Raw genomic sequence first — 13,653 nt, forward strand, 5'->3', positions numbered from 1 at the left:
CCGGCCTGCGGGGTTGGCAGGGGGATTACCCATGCTTGGGGGGCTGGCGTCGCGGTGCTTGAGTAAGTGTGGTGGGAAAGTTGATTTTATAAGCGGTGTATATGTATCAATGTGACATTTTTAATGTAAATGCACTATTCTTACTCTGCACTCACTTTGTCACTGACTAACAATACTGCAGGAAAGACCGCCCTATGAGAAAAGACCGCCCCATGCTTGCTTCCTTTGCCGTGTTGCGCCCCATGGCGGCAGCGGCGCTGTTGCTAGGTTTGTCGGCATGCGCGTCCGTTGATCTGGCGCCATTGAGCTCTGCCGAAGTCCAGAAAACGGTGAGTGCAGACCGCCAGGCGCTAGACAAGGAAGTGGAACCGCTGGCGGGCGAGTTGACACTGGAGGAGGCCATTGCCCGAGCCATCCAGTACAACGCCGAGCGTCGCGTACGGTTGATGGAAGAGGCCGTGGCGGCTGGCCAGTTCGAGTTAGGCAACTTCGATATGCTACCCCGTCTGGTAGCTAGCGCCGGTTACCGCGACCGTGACAGTGATTTGATTTCCCGCAGCAAGGACTCGGTGACCGGTGCACCGTCGCTGGCCAACCCGTCGATCTCATCCAGCCGTAGCGCGCTGTCCAGTGAGCTGGGCTTCAGCTGGAGCCTGCTGGATTTTGGCCAGAGCTACTACGCGGCCAAGCAGAATGCCGATCGCGTCCTCATCGCCGCCGAGCGCCGTCGCAAGGCGCTACATAATCTGGTCCAGGATGTGCGTACCGCTTACTGGCGTGTGGTGGCCGCGGAAAAGCTGAACACGTCCATTCGCCAGACCATCCGCCAGGGTGAAGAAGCGCTGGCCGATGCCCGCAAAACCGAAGAAGAAAAGCTGAAATCGCCTTTGGAGCCGCTGCGCTACCAGCGTCAATTGCTGGAAAACCTGCGCATGCTCGAACTGGTGGAGCAAGAGCTGTCTACGGCGCGTATCGAGCTGGCCGGGTTGACCCATCTGCCTATCCTGCAGGTACGCAATCTGGTCGAACCACGCAGTGCGGTAAGCACGGTATGGCTGGATACCCCGGTGGAGCAGATGGAAACTTACGCGCTGTTGCAGAACCCGGATTTGCGGGAAAGCATTTACAACGCCCGTATCGCGCAGCAGGAAACACGGCGTGCCATGCTCAAGATGTTCCCAGGGCTATCTTTCAACTTCGCCGTCAAGAATAGCGACGATAGTTACCTGATCAACCAGACCTGGCAGGAAACCGGTGTGCAGGTTTCCTTCAACCTGCTGGGTTTCCTGTCCATGCCCGCCCAGCGCAAGCTGGCCGAAGCCGGTGTGACCCTGGCCGAGCAGAAGCGCATGGCGACGCAAATGGCGGTGGTGTCCCAGGTCAATATCGCCCGCCTGCAATACGCCAATGCCGCCGCGCAGTTCAACCGCGCCGACGCCATTGCCAGCGTGGACCAACGCCTGGCCGATCACGTCAACAACCAGGTACTGGCCGAGCGCCAGACCAAGCTGGATAGCGTGTCGCAGCAGACGTCCTACATCCTGTCCACGCTGCGTCGTTACCAGGCACTGTCCAATGCGCAGGCCGCCGGCTCGCGCCTGCAGGCCAGCCTGGGGCTGGAGCTGCCGCTGGATGCCAGCCGGCAGACCTCGCTTGCCGAGCTGAAAACACAGGTAGCCAAGGCCTTGAACGCCTGGGAACAAGGCAAATTGCCAGCCGTAACCACCCCTTGATCGAATAGAAATGCTCGTTGTGATGAATACCCGTCGTGTCGTGCCCGTGCTGGCCATGCTGCTGGCTTCTTTCCCGCTTGCCGCGCAGCAGGCGCCGGCGCCCTTGCCGCTGGCCAAGCCGGCGGCGCGCCCGCCGGTTGCCGCCAAGCCGGCGGCGGAGCAGCGCGAAATCCGCGCCCAGCTGGCCCCCAAACGCTACACCACCCTGGCCGCCGAAATCGGCGCCAAGATTTCGCGCATCCCGGTGCAGGAAGGGGCCGCCTTCAAGGCAGGCCAGACCTTGATCACGTTTGACTGTTCCTTGCAGGCCGCCCAGCTAAACCGTGCCCGCGCCGCGCAAAGCGCGGCCGACAAGGCGTATAGCAGCAACCGTCGCCTGGCCGAGCTGAACTCGGTAGGCAAGCTGGAGCTGGATACGTCGGAAGCCGAGGTGCGCAAGGCCAAGGCTGATGTTGCCGCAGGCATGGCGGTACTGGGCAAATGCAGTATTGCCGCGCCATTCAGCGGGCGGGTGGCAGAGCAGAAGCTGCGCGAGCAGCAGTTTGCCCAGGCTGGCCAGGCCGTGCTGGACATCATCGACGATTCGGTGCTGGAGCTGGCCTTTCTGGTGCCGTCGCGCTGGCTGGTGTGGATGAAGCCTGACAGCACCTTCCAGGTCAGGATCGATGAAACCGGCAAAACCTACCCCGCGCGCATCCAGCGCCTGGGTGCACGGGTAGACCCGGTTAGCCAGTCCATCAAGGTCAACGCCGTCATCGATGGCAAGTTTGCCGAACTGATGGCCGGCATGAGCGGTAAGGTACTGATGGTACCGCCGGCCAACTAAGCCCCCGAACACGCGACAGGCCGGCTTGCGCCGGCTGCCTATTGCCACGCTGTACAGCCTGCAGGCTGACAGTATCGGAGCCACCGGCCCGAGGAGAAAAAACATGAACCGCATTTACCGCTCTATCTGGAATGAAGCCAGCCGTACCTTTGTCGCCGTGGCCGAAAAAGTGCGTGCCAAAGGCAAGCCTGCCTCCACCCAGCGTGACCAGGTAATAGAGGAGGCACTGGTGACGTCGGCCGGTGCTGCCGCGCCTCAGGCGGCGCCGCGCCCACGGGTACGCCCGCGTGCGCTGGAGCAGCGGTTCATGTTTGATGCAGCGGCGGTCAGCACCGCCGTCGATGCCGCCGGCGAGGCGGTACACCATGATGTGCAGGCCGACAGCGGCCTCAGTAGTGCGCTGGACAAAATCGCGCAGTCGGTTGCCCAGCCTCGCGACACCGAGCGAGCTGCCGAGCCGGTACTGGTGCGCACAGCCGACCAGGCTGCCAGTGGCGGGCGCAAGGAAGTGGTGTTTGTCGATAGCCGGGTAGCCAATTACCAGACGCTGGTGGATGGTATTGGCGCCGGCATCGAGGTGCGCCTGATCGACGGCAGCCAGGACGGCCTGGCACAGTTGGCCGCATGGGCGGCCAGCCATAGCGGCTACGATGCCATCCACATCCTGAGCCACGGTAATGAGGGGCAGTTGTCGTTGGGTGCCGGCACTATCGATCTTGCGGCCTTGCAGGCCCGCAGCACTGAGTTGGCCGCACTGGGACGGGCGTTGACCGTAGACGGTGACATCCTGTTGTACGGTTGTGATGTGGCTTCCAGCCAGCAGGGAGCTGTTTTCATATCAGAGTTGGCTAGCCTTACCGGTGCCGATATCGCAGCATCCAGTGATGCCACGGGTGCGGCCAGCCTGGGCGGGGACTGGAACCTTGAAGTGCACAGCGGGCAGCTAGAGACTGCAGCTATTGATGCGACCGGCTATGGCGGTTTATTGGCTACCCCGGTAAATGGCGATACCACCTTCAATTCGATTACGGATCCCTATGTCGAGTATGCAAGGTCAACTTCTGCATATTCGACGCCGCTCACCGCGACCAATATTGCCGGTAGCGGCTGGGATGTCACCGGCACTTCGTCGGCCGACGGTGAGAGCTTCTTGATTGCTTCAGAGATCTGGCCTGGGTCTCGCAAAATCATTTACTTCGCGTATGAGAGCGGGAGTGATGCCATTACCTCACTGGCTTTCAGGTCCAATGACGGCAAGATGTTTGATCTGAACACTATCGCTATGGCGTTCAATTCGACTGGCTCTGCTTCAGAGGCTATCAACTTCACGATCACGGGTTATCTTGGCAACACAGTCAAAGGCACCTATGTCGCCAGTGGTTTGTTAAATAACGCGAGCTTCCTGACGTTTTCGTCGCTTGGCTTTGTTGGCGTCGACAAGTTTGTTATTACTCCGAATACCGCGGGGATTCTCTCTGCCCTCGATATTGACACCATTAATGCCACCAACTTCCGTAATGCAGTCAGTGCCCCGGTGGTCACGCTCAGTGTCAACAACAGCAGCATCAGTGAGACCGGTGGCAGCAGTACCATTACCGCTACCCTGGATAAAGTCGCTTCTACTGATACCGTTGTGACATTGACACCCACCGGCACCGCCAGTGGTAGCGATTACAGCCTGAGCAGCACCACCATTACCATTCTGGCAGGCCAGACTACCGGGTCGGCCACACTCACCGCCACCGGAGATACGCTGGACGAAGCGGATGAAACAGTCGTACTGGACATCACGTCTGTTAGCGGTGGGGATAGTGCAACCGAAAGTGGCAGCCAGCAGGTGACGGTCACCATCCTGGATGATGATGCAGCACCCGGTATCAGCATTGCCGATGCCAGCGTGACGGAAGGCAATAGCGGCACCAGCACGCTCAGCTTTACCGTCAGCCTCAGCGCGGCCTCCGGCAAGACGGTGTCGGTCAACTATGCCAGCAGCAATGGTACGGCGACGGCCGGCGTGGATTACACCGCAGCCAGCGGCACCCTGACATTTGCACCGGGCGAAACCAGCAAGACCATCACCCTGAACGTGACCGGTGATACCACGCAAGAGAGCAATGAGACAGTCAATGTCACCTTGACTTCGCCCAGCAACGGCACGCTAACGGACGCCAGTGCCGTCGGTACCATTCTGGATGATGAAAACGCCAACCCCACCATCTCCGACGTTGCCAACCAGACCATCAACGAAGGCGGCGCCACGTCGGCGCTGGCGGTGACCATTGGCGATAGCGAAACCGCGGCCAACTCGCTGACGCTGGCCGGCAGCTCCAGCAACACCACGCTGATCCCCAACGGCAATATCGTGATCAGCGGCAGCGGTGCCAACCGTACCGTCACCATTACCCCTGCGGCCAACCAGACCGGCAGCGCCACCATCACCCTTACCGTCGATGACGGCAATGGCGGCACGGCCACGGATACCTTTACCGTCACCGTGAGCGATGTTGACCCGGTGCTCAGCAACGCTACGGCCAGCATTGATGAAAATGCCGGCAGCGGTACGGCGGTAACCACGGTGACCGCCAGCGGCGACACCAATGGTCTGGTGTACAGCATTACCGGCGGCACCGGCAGCAGCCTGTTCGACATCAACAGCACTACCGGCGCCATTACCGTGAAAAACGGTGCGGTGCTGGATTACGAAACCGCCAGCCAGTACACGCTGACGGTGGCGGTAGACGATGAAGACGCCGATACCACGGCAGACAGCACGGCCACCATCACCATCAACCTGAACGACCTGAACGAAGCGCCTACCGATATCAGCCTGAGCGCCAGCAGCCTTGGCCTGTCACAATCGAGCGCCAATACGACGGTGGCAACCTTGAGTGCAACCGATCAGGATAGCGGAAGCAGCCACACTTATAGTCTGGTTGCCGGCAGTGGTGATACCCACAACGGTTCGTTCGTCATCAACGGCAATACCCTGAAAGTGGGCAGCAGTGCGCTAGCGGCCGGTACGTATCTGCTAAGGGTACAAGCCACCGACAATGGTAGCCTGACATACCAGAAAGCCCTGACCGTGACGGTCAGCGATGATGTGGCGCCGACACTGGACGCGGCCAACTCTACGCCGGCCAATAATGCCCTGCAGATTGCGCCGTCTGCCAATATCGTGTTGCTGTTCAGCGAAACCCTGCAGGCGGGTACCGGCACGCTGGAATTGCGCAACGTCACCACCGGCCAGGTGGTAGAAACCTTCAACATTGCCACGGGTACCGGCAATGCAGGCGGCACGGTGAGTATCAGTGGCAACAGCGTTACCCTGAACCCGGGCAGCAACCTGGCCGAAGCGTCGCGCTACAGCGTGCGTGTCGATGCCACTGCCCTGCGTGACGCGGCCGCCAATGCTTTTGCTGGCATCAGTGACGATAGCAGTTTCAACTTCACCACCGGCGTCAGCGACAGCGCGGCGCCGCTGATCCAGTCCATCCAGCGTCAGACCCCGGCTGGCGAGGCCAGCAATGCGACCAGCCTGGTGTACACCGTGCGTTTCAACGAGGCGGTCACGGCGGCCGATGTGAATGATTTCGTGCTGGCCAGCACCGGTACTGCCAGCGGCACCATCAGTAGCGTCAGCGGCAGCGGTACCGATACCCTGACCGTAACGGTCAGCGGTGTCAGCGGCACCGGCACCCTGGGTCTTAACCTGGGCAATAGCCAGAACATCACCGACATTGCCGGTAATGCGTTGGCAACGGCCGAGCCGGCCGACGACGAGGTATACGCGGTAGATCGTGATGTGCCGACGCTGGTATCCATCAACCGGGTGGGGGGTGAGCAAAGCCAGGGCGGCAGCGTGCAGTTTCTGGTGGTGTTCAGCGAGCCTGTCGGCAGCGTGGACGCGGCCGACTTTGCGCTGCTGCTGGGTGGCACCGCCAGCGGTACCATCAGCAGTATCAGCGGCAGTGGTACACCGGTGCTGACTGTTACGGTCAGCAATGCATCGGGCAGCGGCTCGCTGGGGCTACAGCTGGCCAATGGTTATAGCATCAGTGATGCCAGTGGTAACGCACTGGCCAGCAGTTCGCCCGATACCGGGGTAAGCGAGTACTACACGGTGGATAGCGTGGCCCCCACCGTTACCAGCATTACCCGTACTGCCGATAGCCTCACCACGGCTGACAGTGTCAGCTTTGACGTGAGCTTCAGCGAAGGCGTGAACAACGTTGGCCTCGATGATTTCAGTCTGACCACCAGCGGTAGCGTGGCTGGCACGATCAGCGCCATCAGCGGCAGCAACGGTCATTACCGGGTGACGGTATCCGGCATCAGCGGCAGCGGTACGCTGGGCCTGGCTTTTGCCGGCGGCCAGGACGTCGCCGATGACAGCGGCAACGCGCTGACAGCGACAACGTCGACGCTGGACGAGACTTACACCATCGACAACACGGCACCTGCCGTCAGTGCCATCAACCGTGCCGGTGTGAACCAGATTGTGGCTGGCGCCAGTACCGACGCGGTATTTACCGTGGTGTTCAGCGAGGTGGTCAGCGGCGTCAGCGCGGCAGACTTCACCGTGACCGGCACGGCGGCCAACACCGGCATCAGCAGTGTCAGCAGCAGCGATGGCAAGACCTTCCATATCACCGTCAGCGGGGTAAATGGCAGCTCGGGCCAAACTGTGGGGCTGAACTTTAGCGGCACGGTAAGTGACCGTGTCGGCCAGAGCGGCAGCACGGCGTTCAGCGCGGGCCAGGTCTACACCGTGGGCAATCTGTTGCTGAACGAAGGCGCGATCGACCAGGCGGCGCTGGATGGTCTGCTGGGTGTCAACCGTGACGGCGTGCAGAAGCTGGTGAGCAGCAGCACCGCCGTGACACAGGTGGTCATCATCGATAGCCGCCTGCCGGGGCTGGCCCAGCAGCTGAACAACCTGGCTGCCGGTACCGAGGTATGGCTGCTGGATGGCACCAGCAGCGCGATGGCACAAATCAGCCAGATTCTGGCGCAGTACCACAACCTGGCCGCGGTGCATCTGCTGTCGCACGGTAGCGAGGGTGCGCTCTATCTGGGCGCCGAAACCCTGTCTGCGGCCAACCTTGCCGCCCAGCAAACGGCGCTGGCCGCGTGGGGCAGTGCCTTGTCTGCCAGCGGCGACTTCCTGCTGTACGGCTGCGATGTGGCCAAAGGCACGACTGGCACCGACTTTATCGCCGCATTTGCCGCCGCTACCCAGGCCGACGTAGCCGCCTCCAACGACCTGACCGGCGCCAGCTGGCTGGGTGGGGATTGGGTGCTGGAGCAATCTGTCGGGCAGGTTGATATACACGCGATAGCAGCAGATGCTTATGGTCTTGCTTTGGGTGCCATGACCACCATGGATATGGCAAATGGCACATTGGATGCAGGTGCTATTTATGTGCGCCCAAATGGCACCAGTAATGAATGGGTTTTTGGCAACGGCTGGTTCCGGATGAATGGTTTCCCGGATGAGAGTTTGCCAATTGTGTCCGTCGCATTGGGAACCGATTTTGCCATTCCAGCAGGGAGTTCTGTCCAATATAGTACGGATGGTGGAGGCTCGTGGACTAACCTGACTTCTAGCTATACAAGTGTCAGTGGGAAAGTATGGCGTTATGTCGACGGTACGGGCAATACTTCCAATTATGACTTTACCTTGAATTACACGGTTAATTCATCGGCATATGCTGCTGGTGTTCAGTATATTGGTTCATGGCTGAATATAAAAGCAGACCAGGCACCTACTGAGATTGTACCGACATACAATGCTGCTACCTATACCGCTGGTAGCAATCCCAAGATATTTACTGACTTGGCACAGGGTGTCACGCTTGCCACGCTGACACCAACAGATACGGGTAATACCCGTCTGGGTTACTGGGTACTGGAAAGCCAGTCCGTGGCTAATCTGTTCACGCTCACTTCCAATACAAGTGTCAATAGTTTGGCCACCCTGGCGCTCGGTACCGGCAATATCCCGGCGGCAGGCCAGTCCGCTACGGTTACCCTGCGTTACTACGATTTGTTGCAGACAGATGGCGCCAACGTGCCACTGAGTAATAGTGGGATTTCGAAAACCATCACCTTTGATTTTGTTGCTGAATCAACGCGTGACTTGGCAGACCTGGGTGATGATTTTGCTATCAATACCACTACGGACAATGCCCAATCCAGCGTCTCGACTGCCAAGCTGAGCAATGGCAATTACGTTGCAACCTGGCTTTCAACCGAACAGTCTGATCCCGGTCACAACAGTGTTGTGGCACAGATTTTATCGCCGACCGGCAGCAAGATCGGCAATGAAATTATTGTATCGTCAGCCAATAATGGGCAGGATGAGTATTACCCAGTCGTCACTGCACTGAGTAATGGCCGCTTTGTGGTCGCTTATCTGACAACGAGTGATAACGATGGCGATTACGGCATTGCTTTTGTCATTGTCAATGCCGATGGTACGACCGGCAGCGAAACAATCGTCAATTCTACGACAGATCGATATGAAGAATTTCTGTCGGTTGCCAATATCGGGAATGACCAGTTTGTTGTGATCTGGAGTTCCGCAACGTTGGCATACGATGGCAGCGAGGTTTATTCCCGAACTTATGATTCAAGTGGCAATGCAGTATCTGCCGAGGTCACTATCCGGGCTGCCGCAGATATCAATGGCGGGGCAGGTGGCTTTGTTGCGATGCCGACAATCTCTTCGTCGGGTAATGGCACTTATGCGGTGGGCTGGCTGGAGTATGACAGTAGCTATAACTTGCTAGGTGCTTATGGTCGTATTGGAAACGGTACACCATTCCTGATTACATCGCAGCCGGGGATATTCAGCATTCGCCTGGCGACACTGGCTGACGGTAGTGTTGTTGCAGCATGGAGTGACCAAGCCAGTGGCACGGACGATGTTTATTTTCAGCGCTATGACAGTACAGGTGTTGCGCAGGGGTCTGTGACACAAGCCAATACCGTTACAAGCGGCAGCCAGGCAGCACCTTCCATTGCAGCATTGGCCGGCGGTGGCTTCGTGATTGGCTGGGAGTCCAGTGTTGGTGATTACTCGAGTTCGGGTGTTTTTGGGCGCCGCTTCGATGCTCAAGGCGTGGCTATAGACGCCAGTGATTTTGAAATCAACCAGCACCGACGCAATGGACAAACCGGCGTATCAATCACTGCGGGTGACGGAAATAGCTTTTTCTCGGCGTGGTCTGACGACACAGCAGATGGCATCAGCAATGGCGGTATCGAGGGTCGAATCTATACGGCTACTGTCGCAGCCCCGGTGGTCACACTCAGTGTCAGCAACAGCAGCATCAGTGAGACCGGTGGCAGCACCACGATTACCGCTACCCTGGATAAAGTCGCTTCTACTGATACCGTTGTGACATTGACACCCACCGGCACCGCCAGTGGTAGCGATTACAGCCTGAGCAGCACCACCATTACCATTCTGGCAGGCCAGACTACCGGGTCGGCCACACTCACCGCCACCGGAGATACGCTGGACGAAGCGGATGAAACCGTCGTACTGGACATCACGTCTGTTAGCGGTGGGGATAGTGCAACCGAAAGTGGCAGCCAGCAGGTGACGGTCACCATCCTGGATGATGATGCAGCACCCGGTATCAGCATTGCCGATGCCAGCGTGACGGAAGGCAATAGCGGCACCAGCACGCTCAGCTTTACCGTCAGCCTCAGCGCGGCCTCCGGCAAGACGGTGTCGGTCAACTATGCCAGCAGCAATGGTACGGCGACGGCCGGCGTGGATTACACCGCAGCCAGCGGCACCCTGACATTTGCACCGGGCGAAACCAGCAAGACCATCACCCTGAACGTGACCGGTGATACCACGCAAGAGAGCAACGAGACAGTCAATGTCACCTTGACTTCGCCCAGCAACGGCACGCTAACGGACGCCAGTGCCGTCGGTACCATTCTGGATGATGAAAACGCCAACCCCACCATCTCCGACGTTGCCAACCAGACCATCAACGAAGGCGGCGCCACGTCGGCGCTGGCGGTGACCATTGGCGATAGCGAAACCGCGGCCAACTCGTTGACGCTGGCCGGCAGCTCCAGCAACACCACGCTGATCCCCAACGGCAATATCGTCATCAGCGGCAGCGGTGCCAACCGTACCGTCACCATTACCCCTGCGGCCAACCAGACCGGTAGCGCCACCATCACCCTTACCGTCGATGACGGCAATGGCGGCACGGCCACGGATACCTTTACCGTCACCGTGAGCGATGTTGACCCGGTGCTCAGCAACGCTACGGCCAGCATTGATGAAAATGCCGGCAGTGGTACGGCGGTAACCACGGTGACCGCCAGCGGCGACACCAATGGTCTGGTGTACAGCATTACCGGCGGCACCGGCAGCAGCCTGTTCGACATCAACAGCACTACCGGCGCCATTACCGTGAAAAACGGTGCGGTGCTGGATTACGAAACCGCCAGCCAGTACACGCTGACGGTGGCGGTAGACGATGAAGACGCCGATACCACGGCAGACAGCACGGCCACCATCACCATCAACCTGAACGACCTGAACGAAGCGCCTACCGATATCGCCTTGGCAACCCTCATGTTTGCCAATACCCAGGCTGGCGCAGGGGTCACGCTCACCACCATCAGTGGCACCGACCCCGATACCAGTGCACCGAACAATACCCTGAGCTATAGCCTGGCCAGTGGGAGTGGCGACACCGACAATGCGTCGTTTGTGGTGGATGGCACATCACTGAAGGTCGCCAGCGGCAGCGGGCTGGCTGCCGGCAGCTACAGCTTGCGCCTGCGCGTGAGCGATGGCGGTAGCCTCAGCTACGAGAAGGCCTTCAGCATTACGGTAATCGACCCGGTGCCCATGCTGGTGGTGGCGAACCCGCTGGATAACAGCACTGGCGTGGCAGTAAGCAGCCATGTCGTACTGAACTTCAGCGAGGCCATTACGCTGGGTAGCGGCAATATCGTGCTGTACGACATTACCGGTAACGGGGCCAACTCCATCACTATTGATGTGGCCAACCATGGTGGCCAGCTATCGATTAACAGCAGCGTACTTACCATTAACCCTTCGGCAGACCTGCGCGCGGCCAACCAGTACGCAGTGCAGATCGCCAGCACCGCCCTGCGTGATAGCAGCAGCCAGGCCTACGCCGGCATTGCCGACATTACCTCGCTGAATTTCACCACCGGCACCACCGATACCTTGGCGCCGATTGCTACCATCATCGACCTAGCCGACCCGTCTTCGACCAACGCCGGCACGGCCAGCATCCGCTTTAGCGAACAGGTACAGAACGTCGATATCAGTGATTTCACGCTCACCCGCGATGGGCACACGGTAGATATCAGCAGCCTCAGCGTGAGCGGTAGCGGTGCTAGCTATACGCTGGACCTGTCCACGGTAACCACCGTGGCCGGTACCTATGTGCTGACGCTGAATACCAGCAATATCACCGATACCTCGGGTAACGCGCTGGCAGCGGCGGTGAGCGACACCTTTGTTATCGACAAGACCGTGCCGACCGCTGCGGCCATCGTGCGCGCCAGCGCCACGCCGACCAATAGCGGCAGCCTGAACTTTACCGTGGTGTTTACCGAGGCGGTCAGCGGGGTGGATAGCAGCGATTTCACCCTTTCCGGCACAGCCAGCAGCGGGGCCAGCATTGCATCGCTTACCCGTGTGTCGGACAGCGTCTATACGGTAGCGGTTACCGGCGCCAGCGGTAACGGCACGTTGGGGCTGAACCTGAAGTCCAGCGGCACCGGCATTGCCGACCTGGCCGGTAACGCCATCAGCGGTGGTGCCACCGGCCAGCTGTATACGCTGGATAACACCGCACCATCGGTGGTGGGCATCAGCCGTACCGGGGCGCAATATACGACCGGTGGCAGCGTATCGTTTACCGTTACCTTCGACGGTGACGTTAGCGGCGTCAGCGCCGGTGACTTCACGCTTAGCAAGGGCAACGGAGTGGTGGCCAGCGACAACGACATCACCGTCACCGGCAGCGGTAGCAGCTATACCGTCACCGTGGCCAATGTCAGCGGTAACGGCCTGCTGGGCCTGCAGTTGAAGTCCAGTGGCACCGGCATTAGCGACCGCGCCGGCAATGCCATCAGCACCGGCTTCAGCAGCGGCGCCGAGTACGTGGTGGACCAGACCAACCCCGTAGTGACTGCCAGCCAGACCTTTACCTTGCCGGAAAACATGGCCAGCGGCTTTGTTATCGGCCAGGTGTTGGCTAGCGATGCCAATAGCATTGCCGGATACCAGATTACCGCTGGCGACAGTGCAGGCTATTTCAGTATCGATGCCGACGGTGTCATCACCCTTACAGCGGCTGGTGCGGCGGATGGCGCGGCCTCACGCGACTACGAGGCCACCCCCAACAGCTTCAGCTTGACGGTACTGGCGACGGATGTCGCCGGTAATTCCCATAGTCAGGTGGTAACCATCTCGCTGTTGGATGCGCAGGAGGACAGCACGCCACCTACCGCTACCATCACGCTCAGTGATACCGCGCTGCGGATAGGCGAGACAGCAACGGTGACCATCACCTTCAGCGAAGCGGTGACCGGTTTCAGCAACACAGATCTGACTATTGCTAACGGTACGCTCAGTGCTGTCAGCAGTAGTGATGGCGGCATTACCTGGACGGCAACGTTTACACCTAGCGCTAATATCAGCGATGCCAGTAACGTCATTACCCTCGACAACAGCGGGGTGGTTGATCTGTTTGGTAATGCCGGCAGCGGCAGCACCGACTCCAATAACTACGCCATCGACACCACACGGCCCACCGCCAGCATCGTGGTGGCCGACACTGCGCTGGCCATTGGCGAGACCAGTCTGGTGACCATCACCTTCAGCGAAGCGGTAACCGGCTTTACCAATGCCGACCTTACCGTTGCCAACGGCACGCTGAGCGCGGTTAGCAGCAGCGATGGTGGCATCACCTGGACCGCCACGCTGACGCCGAGCGCTAACGTCAGCGACAGCAGCAACCTGATCACTCTCGATAATACTGGCATTAGCGACGCCGCCGGCAACGCCGGCAGCGGGGC

Annotated in this window: 3 protein-coding genes; all 3 read left to right on the forward strand. The window is 59.5% G+C overall.

Features of this window, described 5'->3' with window-relative positions:
* The first annotated feature begins 212 nt into the window (after positions 1–212).
* Positions 213–1,733 carry a TolC family protein gene (locus PQU95_RS09875; RefSeq protein WP_272751832.1) on the forward strand — a complete coding sequence of 507 codons (1,521 nt, stop codon included), beginning with the start codon at positions 213–215 and terminating at the stop codon, positions 1,731–1,733.
* 22 nt (positions 1,734–1,755) lie between these two features.
* Positions 1,756–2,559, forward strand: a complete 804-nt coding sequence (locus tag PQU95_RS09880) for an efflux RND transporter periplasmic adaptor subunit (protein WP_272751833.1) — start codon at positions 1,756–1,758, stop codon at positions 2,557–2,559.
* Positions 2,560–2,662: 103 nt separating this feature from the next.
* Positions 2,663–13,653 (forward strand): DUF4347 domain-containing protein (locus tag PQU95_RS09885; protein ID WP_272751835.1); only part of this gene is annotated, 10,991 nt, incomplete at its 3' end.

This window comes from Vogesella aquatica (genome assembly GCF_028548455.1).
GTDB lineage: Bacteria > Pseudomonadota > Gammaproteobacteria > Burkholderiales > Chromobacteriaceae > Vogesella > Vogesella aquatica.

What these genes read in the sequence shown, in the direction of transcription:
- PQU95_RS09875 (WP_272751832.1), top strand. Translation starts at nt 213, where the DNA reads ATGCTTGCTTCCTTTGCCGTGTTGCGCCCCATGGCGGCAGCGGCGCTG.
- PQU95_RS09880 (WP_272751833.1), top strand. Translation starts at nt 1,756, where the DNA reads ATGAATACCCGTCGTGTCGTGCCCGTGCTGGCCATGCTGCTGGCTTCT.